This is a genomic window from Janthinobacterium saanense (assembly GCF_014200675.1).
Lineage (GTDB): Bacteria > Pseudomonadota > Gammaproteobacteria > Burkholderiales > Burkholderiaceae_D > Janthinobacterium.
The window spans coordinates 570,160-593,860 of sequence record NZ_JACHCI010000001.1 but is presented as its reverse complement, the minus strand read 5'-3'; the positions used below and the strand labels follow the sequence as shown (position 1 = coordinate 593,860).

Annotated in this window: 24 protein-coding genes and 1 tRNA gene; 13 read left to right on the top strand and 12 right to left on the bottom strand. The window is 61.0% G+C overall.

The features are described from left to right. Window positions 1-100 precede the first annotated feature (100 nt). Window positions 101-877, bottom strand: coding sequence for an enoyl-CoA hydratase (locus HDE72_RS02740; protein ID WP_183737167.1), 777 nt, complete (start codon window positions 875-877; stop codon window positions 101-103). 191 nt (window positions 878-1,068) lie between these two features. On the opposite strand from HDE72_RS02740, the gene HDE72_RS02735 reads away from it, so the two are divergent. After that, window positions 1,069-2,262, top strand: a complete 1,194-nt coding sequence (locus HDE72_RS02735) for an MFS transporter (protein ID WP_260176378.1) — start codon at window positions 1,069-1,071, stop codon at window positions 2,260-2,262. 115 nt (window positions 2,263-2,377) lie between these two features. Beyond that, complete coding sequence (locus HDE72_RS02730) at window positions 2,378-2,815, top strand: universal stress protein (protein WP_183737166.1); 438 nt, start codon at window positions 2,378-2,380, stop codon at window positions 2,813-2,815. 24 nt (window positions 2,816-2,839) lie between these two features. Here the strand turns inward: HDE72_RS02730 and mltA are convergent, their stop codons facing one another. Next, a complete protein-coding gene (mltA, locus tag HDE72_RS02725) occupies window positions 2,840-4,015 on the bottom strand; it encodes a murein transglycosylase A (protein WP_221291130.1) in 1,176 nt (391 codons plus the stop codon). 94 nt (window positions 4,016-4,109) lie between these two features. On the opposite strand from mltA, the gene HDE72_RS02720 reads away from it, so the two are divergent. After that, window positions 4,110-4,274 (top strand): hypothetical protein, encoded by a 165-nt coding sequence (locus HDE72_RS02720; protein WP_183737165.1) that lies wholly within the window; start codon window positions 4,110-4,112, stop codon window positions 4,272-4,274. A gap of 10 nt (window positions 4,275-4,284) precedes the next feature. Here the strand turns inward: HDE72_RS02720 and apaG are convergent, their stop codons facing one another. Then, window positions 4,285-4,659 (bottom strand): Co2+/Mg2+ efflux protein ApaG, encoded by a 375-nt coding sequence (gene apaG, locus HDE72_RS02715; RefSeq protein ID WP_183737209.1) that lies wholly within the window; start codon window positions 4,657-4,659, stop codon window positions 4,285-4,287. Between the two features lie 107 nt (window positions 4,660-4,766). On the opposite strand from apaG, the gene rpe reads away from it, so the two are divergent. The 7 genes from rpe to HDE72_RS02680 all read left to right on the top strand — a co-directional run bounded on the left by rpe (window position 4,767) and on the right by HDE72_RS02680 (window position 10,912). Then, a complete protein-coding gene (gene rpe, locus HDE72_RS02710; RefSeq protein ID WP_183737164.1) occupies window positions 4,767-5,438 on the top strand; it encodes a ribulose-phosphate 3-epimerase in 672 nt (223 codons plus the stop codon). After that, complete coding sequence (locus HDE72_RS02705; protein ID WP_183737163.1) at window positions 5,438-6,142, top strand: phosphoglycolate phosphatase; 705 nt, start codon at window positions 5,438-5,440, stop codon at window positions 6,140-6,142. Before rpe ends, HDE72_RS02705 begins: the two co-directional genes overlap by 1 nt. A gap of 267 nt (window positions 6,143-6,409) precedes the next feature. Further along, window positions 6,410-7,918, top strand: coding sequence for an anthranilate synthase component I (gene trpE, locus HDE72_RS02700; RefSeq protein ID WP_183737162.1), 1,509 nt, complete (start codon window positions 6,410-6,412; stop codon window positions 7,916-7,918). Window position 7,919: 1 nt separating this feature from the next. Then, window positions 7,920-8,483 carry an anthranilate synthase component II gene (locus HDE72_RS02695; RefSeq protein ID WP_183680413.1) on the top strand — a complete coding sequence of 188 codons (564 nt, stop codon included), beginning with the start codon at window positions 7,920-7,922 and terminating at the stop codon, window positions 8,481-8,483. A 68-nt stretch (window positions 8,484-8,551) separates the two neighbouring features. After that, complete coding sequence (gene trpD, locus HDE72_RS02690; protein ID WP_183737161.1) at window positions 8,552-9,595, top strand: anthranilate phosphoribosyltransferase; 1,044 nt, start codon at window positions 8,552-8,554, stop codon at window positions 9,593-9,595. Window positions 9,596-9,629: 34 nt separating this feature from the next. Then, complete coding sequence (gene trpC / locus HDE72_RS02685) at window positions 9,630-10,430, top strand: indole-3-glycerol phosphate synthase TrpC (RefSeq protein ID WP_183737160.1); 801 nt, start codon at window positions 9,630-9,632, stop codon at window positions 10,428-10,430. After that, a complete protein-coding gene (locus HDE72_RS02680) occupies window positions 10,430-10,912 on the top strand; it encodes an energy transducer TonB (protein WP_183737159.1) in 483 nt (160 codons plus the stop codon). The genes trpC and HDE72_RS02680 overlap by 1 nt, the downstream gene beginning before the upstream one ends. Here HDE72_RS02680 and HDE72_RS02675 read toward each other — a convergent pair. From HDE72_RS02675 to dkgB, 6 genes are all read right to left on the bottom strand, one after another. Continuing rightward, window positions 10,863-12,065, bottom strand: coding sequence for a GGDEF domain-containing protein (locus HDE72_RS02675; protein WP_311735173.1), 1,203 nt, complete (start codon window positions 12,063-12,065; stop codon window positions 10,863-10,865). The genes HDE72_RS02680 and HDE72_RS02675 overlap by 50 nt on opposite strands. Before the next feature lie 253 nt (window positions 12,066-12,318). Beyond that, complete coding sequence (locus tag HDE72_RS02670) at window positions 12,319-14,181, bottom strand: M61 family metallopeptidase (RefSeq protein ID WP_221291129.1); 1,863 nt, start codon at window positions 14,179-14,181, stop codon at window positions 12,319-12,321. Between the two features lie 186 nt (window positions 14,182-14,367). Next, window positions 14,368-15,084, bottom strand: coding sequence for a DsbC family protein (locus HDE72_RS02665; RefSeq protein WP_183737158.1), 717 nt, complete (start codon window positions 15,082-15,084; stop codon window positions 14,368-14,370). Window positions 15,085-15,241: 157 nt separating this feature from the next. Then, window positions 15,242-16,474 carry a UbiH/UbiF family hydroxylase gene (locus tag HDE72_RS02660; protein ID WP_183737157.1) on the bottom strand — a complete coding sequence of 411 codons (1,233 nt, stop codon included), beginning with the start codon at window positions 16,472-16,474 and terminating at the stop codon, window positions 15,242-15,244. A 67-nt stretch (window positions 16,475-16,541) separates the two neighbouring features. Next, on the bottom strand, window positions 16,542-17,471 hold the full coding sequence (locus HDE72_RS02655) for an LLM class oxidoreductase (RefSeq protein WP_183737156.1): 930 nt from the start codon (window positions 17,469-17,471) through the stop codon (window positions 16,542-16,544). Window position 17,472: 1 nt separating this feature from the next. Further along, complete coding sequence (gene dkgB, locus HDE72_RS02650; protein ID WP_183737155.1) at window positions 17,473-18,297, bottom strand: 2,5-didehydrogluconate reductase DkgB; 825 nt, start codon at window positions 18,295-18,297, stop codon at window positions 17,473-17,475. A 275-nt stretch (window positions 18,298-18,572) separates the two neighbouring features. On the opposite strand from dkgB, the gene HDE72_RS02645 reads away from it, so the two are divergent. After that, window positions 18,573-18,648, top strand: a tRNA-Phe gene (locus tag HDE72_RS02645). A gap of 78 nt (window positions 18,649-18,726) precedes the next feature. On the opposite strand, the gene HDE72_RS02640 is transcribed toward HDE72_RS02645, so the two are convergent. Both HDE72_RS02640 and tatA read right to left on the bottom strand, forming a co-directional pair. Next, window positions 18,727-19,269 (bottom strand): twin-arginine translocase TatA/TatE family subunit, encoded by a 543-nt coding sequence (locus HDE72_RS02640; RefSeq protein ID WP_183737154.1) that lies wholly within the window; start codon window positions 19,267-19,269, stop codon window positions 18,727-18,729. Window positions 19,270-19,318: 49 nt separating this feature from the next. Next, window positions 19,319-19,543 carry a Sec-independent protein translocase subunit TatA gene (gene tatA, locus HDE72_RS02635; RefSeq protein WP_183737153.1) on the bottom strand — a complete coding sequence of 75 codons (225 nt, stop codon included), beginning with the start codon at window positions 19,541-19,543 and terminating at the stop codon, window positions 19,319-19,321. A 275-nt stretch (window positions 19,544-19,818) separates the two neighbouring features. Between tatA and HDE72_RS02630 the strand changes: the two genes are divergently transcribed. Continuing rightward, window positions 19,819-21,075, top strand: coding sequence for a cupin domain-containing protein (locus tag HDE72_RS02630; protein WP_183737152.1), 1,257 nt, complete (start codon window positions 19,819-19,821; stop codon window positions 21,073-21,075). A gap of 95 nt (window positions 21,076-21,170) precedes the next feature. Further along, the gene (locus tag HDE72_RS02625) at window positions 21,171-22,475 is read left to right on the top strand and encodes an Nramp family divalent metal transporter (RefSeq protein WP_183737151.1); all 1,305 of its coding nucleotides are present in this window, start codon (window positions 21,171-21,173) and stop codon (window positions 22,473-22,475) included. On the opposite strand, the gene HDE72_RS02620 is transcribed toward HDE72_RS02625, so the two are convergent. Beyond that, entirely contained in the window at window positions 22,443-23,486 is a 1,044-nt protein-coding gene (locus HDE72_RS02620) for a LysR family transcriptional regulator (RefSeq protein ID WP_183737150.1), read from the bottom strand. The two genes, HDE72_RS02625 and HDE72_RS02620, sit on opposite strands and share 33 nt — an antisense overlap. Window positions 23,487-23,701 lie beyond the last annotated feature (215 nt).

The window sequence follows — 23,701 nt, the reverse complement described above, 5'->3', positions numbered from 1 at the left end:
TTTCGCACATTTCGTCAACCTTCTTTTTTACTGCATCGCCGTTTCCGGTGATCCCTTTAGTGCCGCAAACTAGTGCGTCTCATTGGGGAGGCGAATCATATCAAAGACCATCGAAGTTTGGCAAGCGCTTTTCCAGGAACGCGTGCATGCCTTCTTTCTGGGCTGGCGTACCGAAGGCAGCCTGGAACAAACGGCGCTCGTAGGCGACGCCATCGGTCAATGTCGTCTCGAAGGCGCGGTTGACACAATCCTTGATCATCATCGCCACCGAGACCGGCATCGCGGCGATGGTCCTGGCGGCCGCCAAGGTTTCTTCCAGCAACTTATCGGCAGGCACCACGCGCGACACCAGGCCGATGCGCTCGGCTTCTGCCGCATCGATGGTGCGCGCCGTCAGCAACAAGTCCATGGCCTTGGCTTTGCCAATGGCGCGTGGCAAACGCTGCGTGCCGCCCGCGCCTGGCGTAACGCCGACCTTGATTTCAGGCTGGCCGAATTTGGCGCTATCGGCGGCGATCAGGAAATCGCACATCATGGCCAGTTCGCAGCCGCCACCCAACGCATAACCGGCTACCGCACCGACCACGGGTTTGCGCACGCGCAAAATATGTTCCCAATTGCGGCTGATATAGCCACTGGTAAAAGTATCGGGATAGGTGTAATCGGCCATGGCAGCGATATCTGCGCCGGCGGCAAAGGCTTTTTCGCTGCCGGTCAGCACGATGCAGCCAATCTTCTCGTCGGCGTCGAATTTAAGTAAAGCATCGCCCAGCTCATTCATCATGTTCTCGTTCAGCGCATTGAGCGCCTTGGGACGGTTCAGGCGAATGACGGCGACGCGGTCCTGGATGTCGATGATCAGGTCTTCATATTGCATGGTGTCTCCTCTCGATAAGTGGCAACTAAGCGGTGATGACGATTGTAGCGGCTGCACTGCTTGCGGCACACTGATATTATTGTCTACTCCCCCCATCTTATATAGCGTGCCGTATTTACTCTTCCCTGCTCCAGTCTTGCGCCCGCCGCCTGCGCGGTGACGGCAGCCCCGCCACCATCAACTTTCGCCGTTTGTGGTTCAGCAATGGCCTCAATTGCTTCGGCGCCCAGATCACCTCACTGGCCCTGCCCCTGTGCGCGGTGCTGCTCTTGCATGCGACGCCAGAGCAGATGGGTCTGCTGGTCGCGCTGCAAGCCGTGCCGTTTGCCCTGTTCGGCCTGCCGGTAGGTGTGCTGCTGGACCGGCGCAGCAAGCACCCGATCATGCTATTCAGTGAAAGCATGTCGGGCCTGGCGCTGGCCAGCGTGGCGATTGCCTATTGGTGCGGCGTGCTATCGATGCCCTGGCTGTATATAGTGGGCTTTATTATCGGCACCGGCTTTGTAGTGGGCGGCGGCGCCGAACAGGTCTTCCTGACATTCCTGGTCGGCCGGGATGGCTTGATCGATGCCCAGTCGAAATTTGCCGCCACCGAATCGGCCTCGCGCCTGATCGGCCCCGGCCTGGCTGGCGTGCTGGTGCAAGTGTTGTCGGCCCCAGCCGCCATTTTGTGCACGGCTTGCGGCTACCTTATTTCAGTATCCAATTTGCGCGCCATGAGCGTACGCGATCCGCGCCCTGCTCCATCGAACAAGCATGCGCTGCGCGATATCGCCGACGGCCTGGTGTTTGTCTGGCGCCAGCCGCTGCTGCGCACGCTGGCCTGGGGCGCCGGCATCTGGCATTTCTTGTTTTACGCCAGCATGGCGCTGACCATCCTGTTTGCCACCCATAACCTGGGCATGAGCCCTGGCGTGCTGGGTTTGGCGCAGATGCTGGGCGGCGCCGGCATGTTGTTGAGCGCCATCATCGTCAAGCCGCTAACGCGCCGCTACGGCACCGGCCCGACCATCCTGATCGGCCTGGCCTCGACTTCGCTGTGTTTTGCCCTGACGCCCGCCATCCCCGCCGCCCTGTTCGGCAGCGCGCATGCCAGCGCGGCCGCGTATGCCGTGCTGATGTTCTTCTTCGATTGCGGCGTAATGCTGTTCTTCATTCCTTATATGGGCTTGCGGCAAAAAGTCACGCCCGACCCCATGCTGGGCCGGATGACGTCGACCATGCGCTTCCTGACGGTGGCCACGGCGCCGCTCGGTGCGCTGGCCGCCGGCTGGATCGCCGAACACTTCGGCGTGCGCAATGGCATGGCTTGTATCGCCGCAGGCAGTGTCGCGCTAACGATCGCCATGACCTGGGGCACGCCGCTGCGTGGCGTACGCACCTGATCGGCAGAAGGACATACTATTGAGTACTTACATCAAAGCCTGACAGATTTGATGTACATCAATGTTTTGCTTGGGGGAAATCCATAAGCTAGCGTCATCACTTGAGGAGCATGCCATGTTTAATACCATCTTATTTCCTACCGACGGCTCGCCGCTGTCCGACAAGGCCGCCGCAACGGCGCTAGCCTTCGCGCAACTGAACAAGGCCAAGCTGGTCGCCATCAGCGTAGTCCAGCCCTTCCCGTTTTCGCCGATGGCGGACGGTGGCGTGGTGCTCGATGCAGGTTTGTATGAAGAGCAGATGCGTGAAGCGGCGCAACACGCCGTCGACAAGCTGGGCCAGGCGGCGCAGGCGGCCGGCCTCGCGTTTGAAGGCCTGGTCGCCATCTCGCCCAGCCCGTACGAAGAAATCGTCAATGCGGCAGCAAACTACCATTGCGACATCATCCTGATGGCTTCGCATGGCCGCAAGGGCTTGAACAAGCTATTCGTGGGCAGTGAAACACAAAAGGTGCTGGGCCATACCCAGGTGCCGGTACTGGTCCTGCGCTGACAGGACCAGCTGCGACAGGTGCTGTTAGCGCGTCGGCGCTTGCTTCGGCAATAACACCCACACCTGGCCGCTTTGCTTCATGCGGCCAGCGTTTTCTGCCGCTTCGGCGCCAAAACCAAAGAAATAATCGACACGGATGGGGCCACGGATGGCGCCGCCCGTATCTTGCGCCATCACCAGGCGCTGCATGGGGATGTCGCTATTGGCTTGCGTGGTCGCCAAAAACAGCGGCGCGCCCAGCGGCACGAAACGGGAATCGATGGCCACCGAGCGCTGCGGTGTCAAAGGCACGCCCAGTGCACCTTTCGGTCCCACTTTCGGGTCGGGCAAGCGCTCTTCCTTGAAGAACACATAGCTGGGGTTGGCGTTGAACAACTCGTCCTTGCGTGTAGGATGGCCGGCGATCCACGCCTTGATACCCTGCGCAGACGCCTGGCTCATGGTCAGCTCACCCTTGTCGACCAGGTAGCGGCCTATCGATTTGTAGGGATAGCCATTCTGGTCCGCATACGCCACGCGCACGGTTTCCTGGGTATCGGTCAGTTGCACGCGGCCGCTGCCCTGCACTTGCAGGAAAAACGCTTCGACTTCGTCATCGACCCACATCAGTTCCTTGCCCACCACGGAAGTGGCGCGCTCGATGTCGGCGCGGGTGGCATAGGGCACGACTTTCTTGCCCACCAGCTTGCCCCGCAAGCGCATGTTTTTCAATTCCGGATACACGCTGGACAAATCCACCGTCACCAGGTCATCGGGCACTTTATACAGCGGCGTCTGGTAAGGACCGCCACGCTTGCGCGCGCCATGCAGCAAGGGTTCGTAATAACCGGTGACCAGGCCGGAAGTGGCTCCATCGGGCGCCACGACCTGGTTCGGCACAAAGAAAGCTTCGAAGAACTGGCGGATCGCCTTGTCGCTATCGGCATTGACCTGGCGGGCAATCGTGCACGACTCTTTCCAGTCCGGCCGTTTGGCCAGCACATTGCACGAGGCCATGAAGGCTGGCCAGGCGGCGCGCATATCGTCGCGGCCCCAGCCTGGCAAGGCGGAAAAAATCACCGGCGTCAAAGTGGGCGCCTGCGCATCCTTGCCATCCTTGGTGTCGGGTGTGGCCGGCTTGGCCGGCACGGGCTTGCTCGCCGGGGGTGTCTGGCCGGTGGCAACGTTGGCCGGGCCGGGCGGTGTGGTACAGGCTGACAAGATGAACGCGACGGCGCCGATGGGAGCGAGTAGACTGGAACGTGCAAATAAGTTACGTTTAAATAAGCTGCGTGTCAATAACATAGGAGTGCGTATGTGGGTCTTGATGATAGAGGCGCTGGTGGCGTTTTTCTTGCTGGTATTTATAGTCTGGTGGACCATGTATCAGGGCAAGGGCAAGAGCGCAGGCACAAAACCCGCGCCGCCAGCACAGAAACAGGTCGGCACGGAAGAAGAACAGACCGAAAAGCTGAAGTAGCGCCCGTAGTTTAGTGCAGGGTACGCGGCAGCGACAACACGAACTCGGGGATAGCCGCTTCGAACTGGTGGCCGTCTTCGGCCACGCAGAAATATTCGCCGCGCATGGAACCTTGCGGCGTGGCCAGCACGGTGCCGCTCGTATATTCGAATTGTTCGCCCGGCTGCAGCAGCGGCTGATGGCCGACGGCGCCCAGTCCGCGCACTTCTTCCACCTTGTTATTGGCGTCCGTGATGACCCAGTGGCGCGAGATCAGCTGCGCGCCAACGCTGCCCGTATTCTTCACATTGATGGTGTAGCTGAACACATGGCGGCCCTGCTCCGGCGCCGACTGTTCGGGCAAAAACTGCGTCTTGACCGTTACCGTAAATTCATAAGTCGCCATCATCATCCTTATCTGTTCGTGATTGTTCTGTATTTCAAAAGGGCATGGTGACGGCAGCAAGCGTAAAATAGCGGCAATCGCATTTTCCACACTCCAGCCCACTCGCCATGACACCATTCCGTATCGCTCCCAGCATCCTGTCCGCCGACTTTGCCCGTTTGGGCGAAGAAGTGCGCAACGTCGTCACTGCCGGCGCCGACATCATCCACTTCGACGTGATGGATAATCACTACGTGCCCAACCTGACCATCGGCCCGCTGGTCTGCGAAGCGATACGCCCGCATGTACAAGTGCCCATCGACGTGCATCTGATGGTCAAGCCGGTCGATCGCATTATCCCGGATTTCGCCAAGGCCGGCGCAAACATCATCACCTTTCACCCCGAAGCGTCGGAACACCTGGACCGCTCGCTGCAACTGATACGCGACAATGGCTGCAAATCCGGCCTGGTCTTCAATCCCGGCACACCACTGCACTACCTGGAACACGTGATGGACAAGATCGACATGATTTTGATCATGTCCGTCAATCCAGGCTTCGGTGGCCAGTCCTTCATCCCGCATACGCTGAAAAAAATCGCCGAAGCGCGCCGCATGATCGATGAATCGGGCCGTGACATCATGCTGGAAGTGGACGGCGGCATCAAGATCGACAATATCGCCGCTGCCGCCGCTGCCGGCGCCGACACCTTTGTTGCCGGCTCGGCCATCTTCGGCAAACCTGACTACAAGGCCGTGATCGACGCCATGCGCGCCGAACTTGCCAAAGTGGGCGCCTGATGAGCTCGGGCACAGTGAAGAGCGGCGTCCTGGCCGGCGTGCGCGCCGCCATCATCGACCTCGATGGCACGATGCTCGACACCGTGCCCGATTTCCATGTCGCCATCAACGGCATGCGCAGCGAATTTGACCTCGCGCCCATCAGCGAAGCCACCATCAAGAACATGGTGGGCAAAGGCTCGGAAAACCTGATCCGCAGCGTGCTGGCCCTCGATTTCGATGCCCACGGCGTGGAACAGCGCTTCGAACAGGCGATGGATGCCTATCAGCGCCATTACCTGGCCATCAACGGCGACTTCAGCACCTTGTACCCGGATGTCGTCGCCGGACTGGAAGCGATGACGGCGGCCGGCCTGCGCCTGGCCTGCGTGACCAACAAACCGATCGCCTTCGCCCTGCCCCTGCTGAAACAGAACAAACTTGATGGTTATTTCGATATCGTCTATGGTGGCGATTCGCTGCCGAAGAAGAAACCGGACCCCATGCCGCTGTTGCAAGTGTGCGCGGATTTCGACCTGGCGCCCGCCAAAGTGGTAGCCATCGGCGACTCCTCGAATGACGCGCAAGCGGCCCGGGCTGCGGGCTGCCCCGTGTTGACAGTGCCGTACGGATACAATCACGGACACTCTATACACGATACCGATTCCGATGGTATAGTAAATACGCTGCTCGAAGCAGCCCATTTCATTCGCATGCAAAACTGACTCAAGTTTGACTCAACACTAACGCATACTGACTGACCCTATACCATCGTGTACCCGTTTCTCATCAAAAAATACAATGTCACCCAAACCGGCTCGATTGAGGCCTGGCTTTGGCGACGCTGGCAATCCTGGCAGGCTTAAGGCCGAGCCGTGTAACGATTGCTGTCGGCTGCCCGTGCGCATCCGGCAGGTTTTTTGATCAACCTCCGCCAGATTGGCGCATTGCGTAATTGCATGCCTGTAGCCCCTGGCGGCATGGAGAGAAACATGACCGAACTCGAATTCAAATCGCTGGCCCAGCAAGGCTATAACCGTATCCCGCTGGTTTCGGAAGCCTTCGCCGACCTGGAAACCCCGCTCACGCTGTACCTGAAACTGGCGCAAACCCAGCAGGGCGGCAAAAATACCTTTTTGCTGGAATCGGTGGTCGGCGGCGAACGCTTCGGCCGTTATTCCTTCATCGGTTTGCCCGCCAACACCGTGTTGCGCAGCCATGGCAGCCGCACCGAGATCGTCAAGAATGGCGAGGTGATCGAAGAGCACGAAGGCAATCCGCTCGATTTCATCGAACAGTACCAGTCGCGCTTCAAGGTGGCCCTGCGCCCCGGCATGCCGCGCTTCTGCGGCGGCCTGGCCGGCTACTTCGGCTACGACACGGTGCGCCATATCGAGAAAAAACTGGCCGGTGGCGCGCCGAAAGATGATTTGAACCTGCCCGACATCCAGCTGATGGTGACGGAAGAACTGGCCGTGATCGACAATCTGTCCGGCAAACTGTATCTGATCGTCTACGCCGACACCACCCAGCCCGAGTCGTTTTCGAAAGCGCGGCAGCGTTTGAAAGACTTGCGCATGATGCTGCGCCGTGGCCTCGACGCCCCCGTGACCAGCGCCTCGGTGCGCACGGAAACCATCCGCGATTTTCCAAAAGAAGAGTATCTGAAGGCTGTCGCCCGCGCCCACGAATACGTAATGGCCGGCGATTTGATGCAGGTGCAGATCGGCCAGCGCATCCGCAAGCCCTATGTCGATTCGCCCTTGAGCCTGTACCGCGCCCTGCGTTCGCTGAACCCGTCGCCGTATATGTATTTCTATAATTTCGGCGACATGCAGATCATCGGCGCCTCGCCCGAAATTCTGGTGCGCAACGAGAACATCAAGACGGCCGATGGCGAGACCAGCAAAAAAGTCACCCTGCGCCCCATCGCCGGCACGCGTCCACGCGGCGCCACGCCCGAGCGCGACGCCGAATTGTCCGCCGAACTGCTGGCCGATCCAAAAGAGATCGCCGAACACGTGATGCTGATCGACCTGGCGCGCAACGACATCGGCCGCATTGCCGAAACCGGCAGCGTGCAAGTCACCGACCGCATGGTCATCGAAAAATACTCGCATGTGCAGCACATCGTCTCGAACGTGGAAGGCACGCTGAAAGCCGGCCTGTCGAACCTGGACGTGCTGCGCGCCACCTTCCCCGCCGGCACCCTGACGGGCGCGCCGAAAGTGCGCGCCATGGAAGTGATCGACGAGCTGGAAATTTCCAAGCGCGGCATCTATGGCGGCGCCTGCGGCTACCTGTCGTTTGGCGGCGAAATGGATGTGGCGATTGCCATCCGCACGGGCGTCGTCAAGGACGGCATGCTGTATGTGCAGGCTGCGGCCGGCATCGTGGCCGACTCGATTGCCGAAATGGAATGGCAGGAAACCGAAAACAAGGCGCGTGCCGTACTGCGCGCCGCCGAACAAGTGCAAGATGGACTGGATGGGGAGCTCTGAGATGCTGCTAATGATCGACAACTATGACTCCTTCACCTACAACATCGTGCAGTATTTCGGCGAGTTGGGCGAAGACGTGCGGGTCTACCGCAACGATGAAATCAGCATCGCTGACATCGAAGCGCTGAACCCTGACCGCATCTGCATCTCGCCCGGCCCGAAAGCGCCGGCACAGGCAGGCATTTCGGTGGAAGTGCTCAAGCACTTCGCCGGCAAAAAGCCCATACTGGGCGTCTGCCTGGGCCACCAGGCCATAGGCGAAGCGTTTGGCGGCAAGGTGATCCGCGCTAAGCAAGTCATGCATGGCAAAACTTCAGTCATCGCGCATACCGGCGTGGGCGTATTCAAGAACCTGCCCAGCCCCTTTACAGTGATCCGCTACCACTCTTTGGCGATCGAACGCGCCTCGCTGCCTTCCTGCCTGGAAGTGACAGCCTGGACGGACGACGGCGAAATCATGGGCGTGCGCCACCGGGAATACGATATCGAGGGTGTGCAGTTTCACCCTGAATCGATCCTGTCGGAGCACGGCCACGCCCTGCTGAAGAATTTTCTCGAGCGCTGATTCCTGAGTGCGCACCTGAGTGCGCGCCATCAGTGTCCTCCTGCGCCATCATTGAAGAAGGAAGCATCATGCCGATCACCCCACAAGAAGCCCTGCTGCGCTGTATCGAACACCGTGAAATCTTTCACGACGAAATGCTGTACCTGTTCCGCCAGATCATGTCCGGCGAAATGTCGCCCACCATGATCGCCGCCCTGACCATGGGCTTGCGCGTGAAAAAGGAAACCATCGGTGAAATCGCCGCCGCCGCGCAAGTGATGCGCGAGTTTTCCACCAAGGTGCCGATGGCCGACACGACCCGCTTGCTCGACATCGTCGGCACGGGTGGCGATGGTGCCCACACTTTCAATATCTCCACCGCCTCGATGTTTGTCGCTGCCGCCGCCGGTGCGCGGGTGGCCAAGCATGGCGGGCGCAGCGTGTCGTCCTCGTCCGGCAGCGCCGACGTGCTCGACTCGCTGGGCGTCAACATCAATTTGCAGCCCGAGCAGATCGCCCAGTCGATCGCGCAAACCGGCATCGGCTTCATGTATGCACCGAACCACCACGCGGCCATGAAGCATGCGGCGCCCGTGCGCAAGGAGCTGGGCGTGCGCACCATCTTTAACATTCTGGGGCCGCTGACCAATCCGGCCGGTGCGCCAAACATTTTGATGGGCGTATTCCACGCCGACCTGGTCGGTATCCAGGTGCGCGTGCTGCAGCGCCTGGGCGCACAACACGCCATCGTGGTGTATGGCCGCGACAATATGGACGAAGTCTCGCTGGGCGCCGGGACCATGGTCGGTGAATTGATCAATGGTGAAATCCGCGAATATGAGATACATCCGGAAGACTTCGGCCTGTCGATGATCGCCAGCCGCAACCTGAAGGTGGCCGACGCCGCCGAATCAAAGGCGAAAATGCTCGAAGCGCTGCGCGGCGAGCCAGGCGCGGCCGCCGACATCGTGGCCTTGAACGCGGGCACGGCGCTGTATGCCGCTGGCGTGGCCAGCTCGATCGAAGATGGCCTGGCCCGTGCGCGCCTGGCCGTCAGCTCGGGCGCCGCGCTGGCCAAGCTCGATCAATTCGTGCAGGTGACGCAGCAGCTGGGCCGCCCGGCGCAAGCGTAACCCGTTCAAAACCTACTCTGGAATAGCGACCATCATGTCCGACATACTCGATAAAATCCTGGCCGTCAAAGCCGACGAAGTGGCCAAGGCCAAGGCTTACCGCAGCCTGGCCAGCCTGCGCGGCGAGGTAGAAAACGACAGCGCCCTGCGCGCCGGCCTGCGCGGCTTTGAAGCGAGCTTGCGCCAGCATATCGCCAACGGCAAGCCGGGCATCATCGCCGAAGTGAAAAAAGCCTCGCCGTCGAAAGGCGTGATCCGTGCCGATTTCCTCCCGGCTGATATCGCCGCCAGCTATGCGGCCCACGGTGCGGCCTGTTTGTCCGTGCTGACGGATGAACAATTCTTCCAGGGCTCGGTCGACTACCTGCAACAGGCGCGCGCCGCCTGCGCCATTCCCGTGCTGCGCAAGGATTTCATGGTCGACATGTACCAGATCTATGAAGCGCGGGCCATGGGCGCCGACTGCATCCTGCTGATCGTGGCGGCGCTGGACCATGGCTTGATGGCCGAGATGGAAGCCTGCGCCCACGAACTGGGCATGGGCGTGCTGATCGAAAGCCACGATGGCACAGAACTCGATGCGGCCTTAAAACTCAAGAGCGCGTTGATCGGCATCAACAACCGCAATCTGCGCACCTTTGAAACTTCGCTCGATACCACCATCAATCTGCTGCCGCGCATACCGCAAGACCGGCTGGTGATTACCGAGTCGGGCATCGCCGGCAGCGCCGACGTGCAGCGCATGCGTGCCGCCGACGTGCACAGCTTCCTGGTGGGCGAAGCCTTCATGCGCGCGCCAGACCCTGGCGTGGAACTGGAACGTTTGTTCAGCTGATGCGCATCAGGCTGGCAATACTTGCCGTTGCCCTGGCGCTGGCTGCTTGCCAGAAGGCGCCAGAACCGGCCGTATCGCCGCCGGCAAGTGCGCCCGCAGCGCCTGCCCCTCCAGTCGCAGCGCCCATTCCGGCGCCACCGGCAGACACCATCGCTGCCTATAAATTGCTGGTAGCGCGGCAAATCGTGGCGGCCAATCCGGACAATACGTTTGACGGCCCGCTGCCTGCCATGATGCCGGCCATCGTCGTGCTCGATATCAGCATCGACCGTGATGGCAAATTGAAGAAGGTGCGCGTGCACCGTTCGCGCGACAGCGAAGCATCAACAGCGGCGCTGGCCGCCGTGCGCCGCGTCGAGGAGCCGTTTCCACCCACGGCGCAACTGATGCGCAAGCGCGACAGGACGCTCGATTTTTCCGAAACGTTCCTCTTCAACGAGCGCTATCAGTTCCAGTTGCGGACTTTGTCCGGGCCACAGTAGGGCCGCTGGCATCGAGCTCGATACGGTCGCGGCCATTGGCTTTTGCCAGGTATAGCGCGGCGTCGGCGCGCGACAGCAACTGTTCCAGCCCCTCCTCCGTCGATGCCTGGCACGCCACGCCGATACTCACCGTGCACGGTGGCAGGCCCACATCGGCCGGTTCGCGCAACAGGCTGCGGATACGTTCGGCCACGCCCAGCGCATTATGCGGCGACATGTCCGGCATCAGCACGACGAATTCCTCGCCGCCGAAACGGGCCACGCAATCCGATTCGCGCAGGGCCCCGCCGATGATGCCAGCGACGTGCGCCAGCACCTGGTCGCCCACCATGTGGCCATAGCGGTCATTGATGGTCTTGAAATAATCGAGATCGATGCTCAGCAAGGTGAGCGGCTGGCGGTGGCGCGAAAAATTCGCTTTTTCACGCGCGTAGGCGTCGCCGAAACCGCGCCGGTTCAGCACTTGCGTCAGCGGATCATGGGTAGAGCGGCGCTCCAGTATCGCTTGCAGGCGGCGCGTGGCCACCGTCATGAAACCGACCGTCAGCAGCAAGGCCATGAAATTGGCGACTGCCAGGTAAATGCTGGCCTGGGTGCTGGACACCATCAGGTTGACGCTGGCGCTGTCATTGAGCAGCGCCGATACACCACGCGCCAGCACCACGCAAGCCTGCACCACCATCAGCGTACCAAAGAAAAAACTCGAGAAATGCCGCTCGCCGTGGCGCACCACCAGCTGCGCCTGGCGTGCATAGAATAGAAAGACCAGGAATGAGAAGAGCGCCACGCGCCTGGAGAAATCGGGTTGCACCAGCAGCCACCAGGCGATGCCGCCCACGCCCAGGCAAAACACCAGCCAGTACAGGCGCAGGCTGGGACGCTGTCCATAGAATTTTTCCGTACCCAGCATGGCCAGGCCGATACCGGCTATCAAGGCCGCATTCGCCCCTACCAGCACCAGCGCATCGTGCAGCATGCCGCGCGCGCCAAACAGCATCGAGGCCAGCACCAGCAGCAGCAGGCCAGCCGACCAGTGACCGAGGCCATGTACTTCGTGCCGGAAGCTGCGATACACCGAGAACATGACGATGCTCATCGCCCCGCACATCAGGGTAGTCATGAACACGATGGTGCGGGGATCGAGCGTTTCCACGGTCAGCCTGGAGAATCAAACATGCTTGCAATTCTAGTGCAGTTATCGCCCACTGAGTCCATCATCGTGGGCAAATGGTAAATATTCCACCTGTCCGGGCCAGGTAAAGGGAGTGGGCCGATCGCCCTGAGACATGCCAGCAAGCAGAAAATTTGCTTTCTGAAAATTGTATCGTGAAAGAACAGCCTGGTGAGCCTGGCAGGGTAAATTCTCGCCCCGCCAGGCTGGCCGTTGTGGCTACATCGTCGCGGTATTACTGCGCTGCGCTGGGACGTTTCAGCCCTGCCGCTTTTTTCGGCGCCGGCAATACGCTCATGCTGACACCCGGTACGCGGTCGCCCTGCAAAGTGGCCGTCAACGTCATCAGCTCATCGCGGCGGAAAGCGTGGATGGCCACCTTGGCGCCGACCGCGTAACGGCCCAGCAAGGTATCGAGGTTGGCCGGGCTGCCCGTCACGCGCAAGCCATCGATGGCCACCAGCACGTCGCCCGCCGACAGGCCTGCCAGGTGGGCGGCGCCGCCCTGATGCACCTGCGCCAGCCTGGCGTCATTACCGTCGCGGCCCAGGTTCGCGTCCAGGCTAGCTTTTTCCGATTTGCGCGCATCGCTGTATTTGACGCCGAATGGCGCCAGCAAACGCGCCAGCGGCACGTCGTCGGTGCCGCGGATATAGCGTTCAAAGAAGGGCTTCATGCGCGTGCCGCTGATCTCGTCGAACAGGGCTTCGACTTCGGCCGGCGTCACGCCGCGCGCTTTGCCTTTGTAGAAGTCACGGCCATAACGCTGCCACAGCGCCTGCATTACGTCGTCCAGCGATTTTTCCCCGTCCGTCTTGCTGCGCAAGGTCAGGTCGAAAGCCAGCGCGATCAGCGAACCCTTGGTGTAGTAGCTGACGATGGCGTTCGGTGCGTTTTCATCCTGGCGATAGTATTTACCCCAGGCGTCGAAGCTGGAATCGGCCACGCTTTGCTTGGTACGGCCGCTGCCGCGCAAGACGCTGTTGACGGTTTTACCCAGCAGCTTGAAATAGGCTGCTTCATCGATCAGGCCGGCGCGCACCAGCATCAGATCATCGTAATAGCTGGTGAAGCCCTCGAATAACCACAGCAGCGGGGAATAGCTTTCCGCCTGCAGTTGATAAGGCGCAAAGGCGGCCGGCTTGATGCGTTTCACGTTCCAGGTATGGAAGTACTCGTGGCTGCACAGACCCAGGAATTTCAAATAGCCGTCGCCGATTTCGCTGCTGCTTGACGCCGTGGTCGGCAAGTCGGCGCGCGCGCAGATCAGCGCCGTCGAGGCGCGGTGTTCCAGGCCGCCATAACCATCGCCGACGGCCATGGTCATGAATACATAGCGCTCCATCGGCGCTTTTTTGGTCTTCGGTTCAAAGAAGGCGATCTGCGTTTCGCAGATGGCTTTCAGGTCGCGGCACAGGCGGTCCAGGTCCAGGTTCGGCACCTTGCCCGTGACGACGATATCGTGCGGCACGCCATGCGCTTTGAAGGTGGCCAGCGCGAAGTCGCCCATCTCTACCGGATGGTCGATCAACTCATCGTAGTTGGCCGCCTGGTAGCTGCCGAAGCCATAACGCTTGGCCTTCAGTTCCGGCAAGCTGGTGGCCACGCGCCATGTCTTGCAAGCGGCGTCTTTCGGCTGCACGATGTTGACTTCATGCGGCTCGGCTTCCTGACCCAGTACGCTCAAAAACACACTGGTGCCGTTGAAGAAACCGTGGTTCTGGTCCAGGTGGGCGGCGCGCACCGACAAATCCCAGGCGTAGACATCGTATTCGACCGTCAGCGGGCCCTGGCATGGCGCGGCCTGCCACGAGTGTTTATCCAGCTTGGTCAGGGCGACAGGCTTGCCTTCGGACGTGGCCGCGATGCTGACGATATTGCGCGAAAATTCGCGGATCATATAGCTGCCCGGTATCCAGGCCGGCAGCGAGAATACCTGGCCGATGGCGGCCGGCGACTTGACACTCAAGCTGACCTTGAACATATGGCCGGCCAGGTCGGCGGCGGCGATGGTGTAGACGATGCCAGCGGCGGCGCTCTTGGCAGCACTCTTGGTGGCTGGCTTGGCCGGGACTTTTTTAACTGCTGTTTTTTTCATGGTTTCCTCGTATCTGGCCTATCTTCCCGGGAGCGCCACTGCCCCGCATGACAAATCTGCTGGCGTATCACTATCGCACAGGATATCGATTGTAGCCGCTCCAGCGCCAGCCGAAAAAAAAGCGCGCCAGGCTAGGGGCGCGCTCTTGACTCGTCCTGGCGATAGCCCGGCTTACCCGATTATTAATTACTTAATGGTCGAGAATTTCTGTTCCAGCGCCTTGGTATCGACGGCGCCCGGAATCCGGCTGCCATCGGCAAAGAAGATGGTTGGCGTGCCCGAAACGCGCAGCTGCTGGCCCAGCGCCAGGATTTTCTCGTGCGGGTTGGCGCAAGTGGTGGCCACGGTGGCCGGCAGTTTACCGTTCAGCATCCAGTCATCCCAGGCCTTGTTACGGTCTGGCGAGCACCAGATATTGCGCGACTTGACGATCGAATCAGGCGACAGAATGTTGTACATGAAGGTGTAGACGGTGACGTTGTCGATCTCCTTCAGGGTAGTCTGGCGGAAGCGCTTGCAATAGCCGCAGTTCGGATCTTCGAACACGGCGATCACGCGCTTGCCATTGCCCTTGACGACCTTCATGGCCGAATCGAGCGGCAAGTCCGAGAACTTGATGCGGTTCATCTCGTCCAGGCGTTCCTTGGTCAAGTCTTGCGAGGTCTTGGCGTCGAAGACGTGGCCGACGAACAGATATTGCGCATTCTTGTCGGTGTACAGAATATCGCCGCCAGTGCGTACCTCATACAGGCCGCCATACGGCGTTTCCTTGACCGATTCAACCTTGACACCCTCACCCAGGCGCGGTTCGATGAGCTTCTTGATATTGACCTCGGTCGGCGTTTCCGCGCCGGCGCACGACATCATCAGGCCCGAAGCCACCACTAATGCGATTCTGCTCATTTTTATCACTATCACTTCTCCACTTGGAACGCCTTGCAGCCTGCCCAGACTAGCGGCGCCGTTACGTCTTTAACAAAACAATCGCCGCAGACCAGCTGCGGCGACCTTGAATTTTCACCAATTATCCAGCACTAGCTTAAGATAGGCTGATTAATATTTACTGAGTGCCCAGGGCATGCGAAATCATTTTCCGCTTCAGGCCCGGCAATTTATCGAGCAAGTTTAATCCCAAATTGCGTACCACGCGCAGCGGTTCCAGATCGGCGCCAAACAAACGGGCCAAACCATCGGTGGCCAGCTGCATCAGCAGCACGTCTTCCTTGCGCGCGCGGGCATAACGGGCCAGCACGCGCTCGTCGCCGATGCCACGGTGCGTTTCGCGTTCGGCGATGGTTTTCACCAGTTGCGCCACATCGGCAAAGCCCAGGTTCATGCCGTGACCAGCCATCGGGTGTACCACATGCGCGGCGTCGCCCACCAGGGCCACGCGCGGCGCCACCATGGCGTGCGGACGCATCAAAGTAAGGGGGAAGGCGCGCACCAGTTCCGGCTGCAGCGGCGTGAGCGCGCCCAGCTTGTCGGCACTCCAGGCGGCCAGGCGCGCGGCCAGCTGTTCGGGCGATTCGGATAACAAGGTGTCAGCCAGCGCATCGGGCGCCGACCAGACCAGCGAGACGCGCTCGCCCGGCAATGGCAGCAGCGCGATGATGCCCTCGCTGCCCGTGAACCACTGGTGCGCCGCGCCATGGTGCGGCTTTTCGCAGGCGAAGTTGCTGACCACGCCGCGCTGGCCGTACGAGCGGTAATCGAGGCTGATATCGCACTGGCCACGCACCCACGATTGCGCGCCATCGGCGCCAACGACCAGTGAAGAAGTGATGGTGTCGCCGCCCTCGAGGTGCACGACGGCGGCATCGGCCGTCCATTCCAGACGGCTGGCGCGGCCCTGCACCAGGTTGACGTTTTGCGCGAATTTCAGGGCGGCGTCCAGCGCCTGCCCCAGGTTGCGGTCTTCGACGATCCAGGCCAGCGCGCCCACATGGGCGCCATAGGCGTCAAAACCCAGGCCACCGGCCTGCGCCCCATCACCGTTGACCAGCATGGCGTCCACCGGCGCCACGCGTTCGGCCGCCAGGGCGCCCCAGACCTTCAGGGACGACAGCAACTGGTGGGCCGTGTGATTGAGTGCATACACGCGCACATCCCAGCTTGCCTCGGCTTCAGGCTTGCCGACCGCCGGCGCCGGCGCCGGGCTGAGCAGGGTGACGCTTTGTCCGGCCTGGGCCAGCGCCAGCGCCGTGGTTTTCGCGATGGCGCCATTGCCAACGATGCAAACGTCGCTGTGGCTATGCATGCAGCGCCGCATGGTGGGGGAAGATGGACTGTTCATGCTGCCATTATAGCGTTTGCCGCCGCCGTTTCAGATAGTCCGGAAGTACAGTACTTCCCCTCCCATATCAGGCAGCGCCGTGAAACTGCGGCAGCACGTACTCGGCGATCTCCTGCATCGTCTCGGCAAGGGGACGGCGGTTTTGCCGCAGCTGCAAGCCGATATGCTGCACGCCGGCGGCACGCATCGCCTGCAGTTCCGCGATCAGGCCATCGCGCCCCGTGCGTCCGCCAAAGCGGAAACGCTGCAGCGGCATGGCTGCATCGGCATCGAGATCGAGATGGATGAAACTGACGTAAGGCTTGCCGCCACCAGAGACGGTGCGCCATTGCGCCGAACGCCGCGCATGGTCTTCCGGCGTGCCCGGATACGCCAGCCAGCCATCCATCTGTTCACCGATCCACGCCGGCGACTGCTGCGCCAGCCCCGCCACCAGCAGCGGCAAGGGTGCAACTGGCTGAGGCAGCAAGCGGATGCCGGGCGGCAGATGCGTGTCGCCCCAGTCGCGCAGCATGGCCACCTGCTCGCGAAACGCCGCGCCGCGCTGGTCGAAATCGCGCCCAAACACCGGATATTCGACGGGCCGGTCGCCGCTGGCCACGCCCAGCAGCAAACGTCCACCACTCAACTGGTCGACACTGGCCGCCGATTTCAGGGTCAGTACCGGTTCGCGCAGCGGCAGCACCACGGCGGCCGTGCCCAGCAAGATGTTGTCCGTGATGCCGGCCAGGTAGCCCAGGTAAATAAATACCTCGAAAACCTGGGCCGCATCGCCGAACGACGGGTCATACAAGGGCACGTCGCGCAGCCACAGCGCGCGAAAACCCAGGCGGTCAGCCAGCCTTGCCAGCTCCGCATGGCGCAGCAAGTCCGGCTCGCCCGCAACGCGCGGCGAAGCGGCATTGGCTTGCCGTCCGCTCGATGACCAGTCATTATCGAGCGGCAGTTCCAGGCCGATGCTGAAACCGCCCTGCCCTAATTTTTTCAGGGCCGACATATTAATCCCAGGCTGGCGCGATGCCATCCGGATTGGCCAGGCGTTCGCCGCGCTCGAGGGTGGCGATCTGCGCCATCTCTTCTGGCGACAAGGTGATGCGCGTGAAATGCAGATTCGCTTCCAGGTTGGCCCGTTTGGTCGACGATGGGATCACGGCAAAACCCTGCTGCAGCGACCAGTTCAAGGCCACTTGCGCAGGCGTCACGCCATGTTTGGCGGCGATGGCGGCAATGACGGGGTCCGTGACGACCTTGCCGTAGGCGAGCGGCATATAAGCCGTGATGTGGATGCCCTGGCTGCGCACGAAATCGATGACCTTGCGGTTTTGCAGGAAGGGATGGATCTCGATCTGCTGCGTGGCGATTTCCGCCGCGCCGACGGTAGCGATGGCCTGCTGCAGCTGCGCATTGGTAAAGTTCGACACGCCGATAGAGCGCGTCAAGCCTTGCGCCTTCGCTTCGGCCAGCGCCGCCATGTATTCGGCGACAGGAGTCGCATCGTTCGGCGACGGCCAGTGGATCAGGGTCAGGTCCAGCTGTTCCAGCTGCAGCTTGTGCAGGCTGTCTTTCAGGCTGGGGATCAATTTATCGCGCTGCAGGCTGTCGATCCAGATCTTGGTGGTGACGAACAGCTCGTCGCGCGCCACACCGCTGGCGGCAATCGCCTGGCCCACTTCGGCTTCATTGCCATAGATTTGCGCCGTATCGATATGGCGGTAGCCGACTTCCAGGCCGGTGGTCACGGAATCGATCACGACCTGGCCTTGCAGGCGGAAAGTGCCCAGGCCGATTTCGGGGATGGCGGAGTTGCGGGTATTGGCGTTCATGCGGTATTCCTCTCGATGGATGCTCATTGAGCGAGCAGATGGTGAGTCAGACGGGGCGGACATCAAGCTGATTGCCGCCGACTGACACACTATGCACCCATCCTTTATTGAGAAAAATACCTGCACATGCAAATAATATTTGACTACCACGCAAGTAAGTACACAGGAAAAATAGCGCAATCCTCCGCGAAGCCCGGGCTGGCACAGATAAAAATCGCAAAAAATCGCGGCGGACCCTTGCAATCGCGTTTTGGTCTGCTATAATCCGCCACCTTGGCCTGGTAGCTCAGTCGGTAGAGCAGAGGATTGAAAATCCTTGTGTCGGTGGTTCGATTCCGCCCCGGGCCACCAAGAATTGAGCAGTACATACAAAAAACCAAGCCCCGCAGCTTGGTTTTTTTATTTCCGTCACCTTTCCCTGCCACCACTTCAGCGCCCCAGCGACTTACGGGCCGCCATCGATACCACCCGGCTGCGCTTGCCAGGCATGCCCCGGCTGCCAGTGCGCCATTTCGTCCTGGTTTGCTGGCCAGGCAATGACGTTTTGATCGTGGCGTCTCTGGGGATGGGCAACGGCGCCGGCCTGACCTTGAACAACTCAGCCTGCAGATCCACACCCGCCTCGTGCACGGACGACAGGTAATTATCAGGCAACACTTGTTTTACGCCATCGGCCAGCGCATCGACGCCCGCCTGCCACTGCCCCGCATGCTGGCGCACGGTGCGCTCGGCCAGCTGATGCACATCGGCCACCTCCTGTCCGATGGCGTCCGTGATACCGTCGCCTAGCTTGCGCAGTTCGTCGAGCTGCATTTGCTGCGCGACTTCCTGCTGCACGCTATTGAGGTAGCGCTGGGCGCGCCCCAGCAGCGTGCCCAGGGTGCGCGCCACATGCGGCAGCCGTTCCGGACCCAGCACCACCAGCGCCACCGTGCCGATGACGGCGATTTTGGAAATATCCAGGCCAAACATGCTTCCCTCCCCTCTCATTTTCTCCAGATGATGGCGGCAGCGCTAGCCATCATTGTTTCGGCGCAGCGTGCGTCTCCTGCGCATCGCCCAAGGCAGCAGCGGGCTTGACAGTATCAGCCTTCTCCTCCACCGGTTCCGCTTCCCGTATCCCATCCTTGAATCCCTTGATGGCGCTGCCCAGGTCCGAACCGAAGGTGCCGAGCTTCCTGGTGCCGAAAACCAGCGCAACAATGACCAGGACGATCAGCCAATGCATCGTGCTAAAGCTACCCATGTTATCTCCCTTGCATCCATAAAGTTAACCCGCTTGGCAAACATGCACGCCGGGCCATGCGGCGATCTTAATGCGCTTGGCCGGCGCCATGCATCAGACATTCTTATGATTTCTCCAAAGAAATATTGAATATTTGTTTATGCGATCCCGTCCTACGATGCACGGCATGGAACCGATACCACACACCGGTTTCTGTCCATACCATCGCTGGCCAGGAATCCCCTGCGCAGCGAGGATTTTCGTAGTCCCTGCAAGACCATCAAGGAGAAGCAAGCATGACTGACATGAAACGTCGCCGTGTACTCGCCGGAGCGGCTGCCGGCGCTGCCGCAATTGGCGCAACCGTGATTGCCAAGGCAGCCGAATTCGGCAACCCGGACCGTCCTTTACAAGGCGCGATCAACTCGAGCGCCATCGCCAATGCAGAACCCGGTCCGCAAAACCCGCAACTGCGCGACGTGCTGCCATCGTTCAACAATCCGCCGCCAACCGACGTCGGCGGCATGCCGATTCCATGGGCATCGTTCAACCTGGCGCACAAGCGCATCCAGGATGGCGGCTGGGCACGCGAAGTGACCACCAAAGCATTCCCGATTTCGAAGGACATCGCCGGCGTCAACATGCGCCTCGGACCTGGCGGCGTGCGCGAGCTGCATTGGCACCAGCAGGCAGAATGGGCCATGATGGTCAGCGGCGAAGTGCGTATCACCACCATCGACAGCAAGGGCCGTGCTGAAGTGGCGGACGTGCAGGCCGGCGATCTCTGGTACTTCCCACCGGGCCTGCCGCACTCGCTGCAGGGCCTGGGCGCGAATGGCGGCGAATTCGTGCTGGCCTTCGACAATGGCGCGGCGGGCGAATTCAACACGCTGATGGTGTCGGACTGGCTGGCGCATACGCCACCGGAGATCCTGGCGCAAAACTTTGGCGTCCCGGCCGACAAGTTCAAGAATATTCCGCTTGACCAATTGTGGATTTACCAGGGCGCCAAGGCCGGTCCGCTGGCGGCGCAGCAAGCGTATGTCGCCTCGCAGGATGGCCGGCCGGACCACCCTTTCATTTTCCGCATGGGTTCGATGACGCCGACGCTGGCGCAGCCGGGCGGCGAGGTACGCATCGTCGACAGCAGCAACTTCCCGATTTCAAAAACCGTGGCGGCGGCGATGGTGACCTTGCGGCCGGGCGGCTTGCGCGAGATGCACTGGCATCCGGATGCGGATGAATGGCAGTACTTCATCCAGGGCAGCGGCCGCATGACGGTGTTCAACAGCGGTCCGGCAGCGCAAACGGTGGACTTCAGTCCGGGCGATGTGGGTTATGTGGAAAAGAACCTCGGCCACTACGTCAAGAATACCGGCACCACCGACCTGGTGTTCCTGGAACTGTTCAAGTCGGACCATTTCTCGGAAGTGACGCTGTCGCAATGGCTGGCCAACACGCCGCGCCAGCTGGTGCGCGAGCATTTGCGCGTCGACGACGCCACGCTGGACGTGATCCATAAACTGAAGAACCGCCGCGACGTGATCGCCTAAGCGAGGCAGCACGCATGGCGCGCCGTGTGGCTCCCTGCACCCGGCGCACTATTCTGTTTTAATGGAAACCATCAGCAGTCTGAAGGGACGCTCCCATGTTCGCAGCCATCAAACGCGGCGCCAGCTATGCGCTGTCCGAGAACGCAACCACTGACACCGTCGCGGCGATGCGCGACGCGCTCGACAACCAGCGCGGCAGCCTGCGCTCCTTGCTGTCGTTCGCCGGTCCGGCGGTGGTGGCCTCGGTCGCTTACGTGGACCCTGGAAATTTCGCCACTAATATACAGGCCGGCTCGACCTACGGCTACGAACTGCTGTGGGTGGTGCTGCTATCGAGCCTGGTGGCGATGCTGTTCCAGGCGATGTCGGCAAAACTGGGCATCGTCACCGGCCGCAACCTGGCCGAAATCTGCCGCGACGAGTTTCCCCGCCCGCTGGTGATCATCATGTGGATAGCGTCGGAAATCGCCGCGATTGCCACCGACCTGGCCGAATTCATGGGTGGCGCGATCGGCATTTCGCTGCTGTTCGACCTGGCGATAGGCTGGGGGCTGCTGATCACCGGCATCGTCACCTTCGCCATCCTGTCGCTCGACAAGCAAGGCTTCCGGCCGCTGGAAATCGTGATCGCGGCGCTGGTCGCCGTGATCGGCCTGAGCTATCTGGCCGAGCTGCTGATTGCGCCGCCGGACTGGCAAGCCGCGATTTTTCATACCTTCGTGCCGCAGCTGCATGGCAACGACGCGCTGATGCTGGCCGTCGGCATCGTCGGCGCCACCATCATGCCGCACTCGATTTACCTGCATTCGGGCCTGACCCAGCATCGCGCAATGGCGCGCAACGAGCAGCAGCGCCGCAAGCTGGTGCAGTTTTCAAACCGCGAGGTGGTGGTCGCGCTGGGACTGGCCGGCCTGGTCAATATGGCGATGGTGGCCATGTCCGCCTCGGTATTGAGCAAGACGGCGCCGGGCGTGGCCGATATCGCCACCGCCTACCACACGCTGGCGCCTGCACTGGGCGCCGGAGCGGCCACCGTGTTTCTCATTTCGCTGCTGGCGTCGGGCATTTCCAGTTCGGTAGTTGGCACCATGGCCGGGCAAAACATCATGCAGGGCTTTGTCGGTTTCAAGATACCCGTGCTGGTGCGCCGCCTGATCACGATGGTGCCGGCGGTACTGGTCTGCATGCTGACCAACCCGATGAAGGCCATGGTCGATAGCCAGATCATCCTCAGCATCATCTTGCCCATGCCGCTGATCGCGCTGGTGGTACTGTCGTCGCGGCGCTCGGTGATGGGGAGCTTCACCGCGTGCCGCAAACTGACCGGCGCGGCGGTCATCGCCACGACTGCGATTGTCGGGCTGAACTTAGCGCTTATCTGGCAGGCGCTGGCTGTCTGAGGACGCCAGCGGCAGCAAGGCAAGGTCGGGCGGCACGTGCATGGCGCCCAGGTCATCATCATCAGACATGCGCTTATCCATCTCCATATAAGTATCGTCGATGCCCGCAAAATGCTGCAGCCAGGCGCCCGCCTCGGTCAACAGGAATTGCCGGAAGTCGCGCGCCGCCGGCGGCAAGGGGCGGTCTGCCCGATGCACCACATTCCAGTGGCGTTTCAACGGGAAGCCCTGTACGTCGAGCACTTTCAACAGGCCGGCGCGCACTTCGGACTGCACCTCCTGCACCGCCAGCAGACTAATGCCCATGCCGGCAATCACCGATTGCTTGATCGCTTCGGCGCAGCCCAGTTCCATGAAGCGGGGCGATGACTCCTGGCTGCGGAAGGTCTCGTCGGCAACGCCGCGCGTATCGGTGCCGCCCTCGCGCACGATCAGGCATTCGGAGGCGATGCGCGCATACGGAATATGCTGCTCAAAGGCCAGCGGATGCGAGGCGGAAGAAACCAGTACGAAGGGGTTGGCGCCGAACGGCCTGGCGACGATGTTGGGAGACACCGGCGGGTGCACCATCACGGCGAGATCGATCTGCTCGTCGCGCAGCATGGTGAGCAACTGATCGCGGCTGCGCACCTTCATGTCCAGATCGATCATCGTCTTGCCCTGCATGAAAGAGTGGATCAGGTGTGGGAAAAAATGGCTGCCCGAGGTGATCATTCCCACCCGCAGGCGCTGGATGCCGCCAGTCATCAGGTTTGCCAATGATTGCTCTGCCGCCGTCAGATCCGCAAGTATCACCCGGCAGTGCCGCAGCACCAGGCTGCCGCCCTCGGTCAGCGCGATGCGCTTGCCATGATGCTGGAACAGCGGCAAGCCGGCCTGCCCTTCCATCTGCTTGATCTGCATTGATACCGCCGGCTGCGTCAGGTGCAGGTCCTCGGCTGCGCGGGAAAAACTCAGGTTGCGCGCCACACTTTCAAAAATCTTAATCTGGCGAATTGTTATGTGTCTCATATGAAGCACTATCTCCCTTGACGAATCCAACAACGTCGACGAAAAGTTGCAGCTCTACCGCAGTCCGGCGGAATGATCGATTGCGTCACCCGGCCGTTCCACCCGATAACAATGCCTTGCCGCCTTGAAACACACGCAAGCGCAAGCCTGTTGCCATGGTTTGCCTGGCCTGGCTGCCCGGCATCGCTTGATCATATACGTATTGGACAATTCGT

What these genes read in the sequence shown, in the direction of transcription:
- trpE (WP_183737162.1), top strand. Translation starts at nt 6,410, where the DNA reads ATGACCGAACTCGAATTCAAATCGCTGGCCCAGCAAGGCTATAACCGT.
- HDE72_RS02730 (WP_183737166.1), top strand. Translation starts at nt 2,378, where the DNA reads ATGTTTAATACCATCTTATTTCCTACCGACGGCTCGCCGCTGTCCGAC.
- HDE72_RS02620 (WP_183737150.1), bottom strand. Translation starts at nt 23,486, where the DNA reads ATGAGACACATAACAATTCGCCAGATTAAGATTTTTGAAAGTGTGGCG.
- HDE72_RS02640 (WP_183737154.1), bottom strand. Translation starts at nt 19,269, where the DNA reads ATGTTTGGCCTGGATATTTCCAAAATCGCCGTCATCGGCACGGTGGCG.
- apaG (WP_183737209.1), bottom strand. Translation starts at nt 4,659, where the DNA reads ATGGCGACTTATGAATTTACGGTAACGGTCAAGACGCAGTTTTTGCCC.
- HDE72_RS02665 (WP_183737158.1), bottom strand. Translation starts at nt 15,084, where the DNA reads ATGAGCAGAATCGCATTAGTGGTGGCTTCGGGCCTGATGATGTCGTGC.
- dkgB (WP_183737155.1), bottom strand. Translation starts at nt 18,297, where the DNA reads ATGAACGCCAATACCCGCAACTCCGCCATCCCCGAAATCGGCCTGGGC.
- tatA (WP_183737153.1), bottom strand. Translation starts at nt 19,543, where the DNA reads ATGGGTAGCTTTAGCACGATGCATTGGCTGATCGTCCTGGTCATTGTT.
- HDE72_RS02660 (WP_183737157.1), bottom strand. Translation starts at nt 16,474, where the DNA reads ATGAACAGTCCATCTTCCCCCACCATGCGGCGCTGCATGCATAGCCAC.
- HDE72_RS02740 (WP_183737167.1), bottom strand. Translation starts at nt 877, where the DNA reads ATGCAATATGAAGACCTGATCATCGACATCCAGGACCGCGTCGCCGTC.
- HDE72_RS02655 (WP_183737156.1), bottom strand. Translation starts at nt 17,471, where the DNA reads ATGTCGGCCCTGAAAAAATTAGGGCAGGGCGGTTTCAGCATCGGCCTG.
- HDE72_RS02625 (WP_183737151.1), top strand. Translation starts at nt 21,171, where the DNA reads ATGTTCGCAGCCATCAAACGCGGCGCCAGCTATGCGCTGTCCGAGAAC.
- HDE72_RS02630 (WP_183737152.1), top strand. Translation starts at nt 19,819, where the DNA reads ATGACTGACATGAAACGTCGCCGTGTACTCGCCGGAGCGGCTGCCGGC.
- trpC (WP_183737160.1), top strand. Translation starts at nt 9,630, where the DNA reads ATGTCCGACATACTCGATAAAATCCTGGCCGTCAAAGCCGACGAAGTG.
- rpe (WP_183737164.1), top strand. Translation starts at nt 4,767, where the DNA reads ATGACACCATTCCGTATCGCTCCCAGCATCCTGTCCGCCGACTTTGCC.
- HDE72_RS02720 (WP_183737165.1), top strand. Translation starts at nt 4,110, where the DNA reads ATGTGGGTCTTGATGATAGAGGCGCTGGTGGCGTTTTTCTTGCTGGTA.
- trpD (WP_183737161.1), top strand. Translation starts at nt 8,552, where the DNA reads ATGCCGATCACCCCACAAGAAGCCCTGCTGCGCTGTATCGAACACCGT.
- HDE72_RS02680 (WP_183737159.1), top strand. Translation starts at nt 10,430, where the DNA reads ATGCGCATCAGGCTGGCAATACTTGCCGTTGCCCTGGCGCTGGCTGCT.
- HDE72_RS02670 (WP_221291129.1), bottom strand. Translation starts at nt 14,181, where the DNA reads ATGAAAAAAACAGCAGTTAAAAAAGTCCCGGCCAAGCCAGCCACCAAG.
- HDE72_RS02695 (WP_183680413.1), top strand. Translation starts at nt 7,920, where the DNA reads ATGCTGCTAATGATCGACAACTATGACTCCTTCACCTACAACATCGTG.
- HDE72_RS02705 (WP_183737163.1), top strand. Translation starts at nt 5,438, where the DNA reads ATGAGCTCGGGCACAGTGAAGAGCGGCGTCCTGGCCGGCGTGCGCGCC.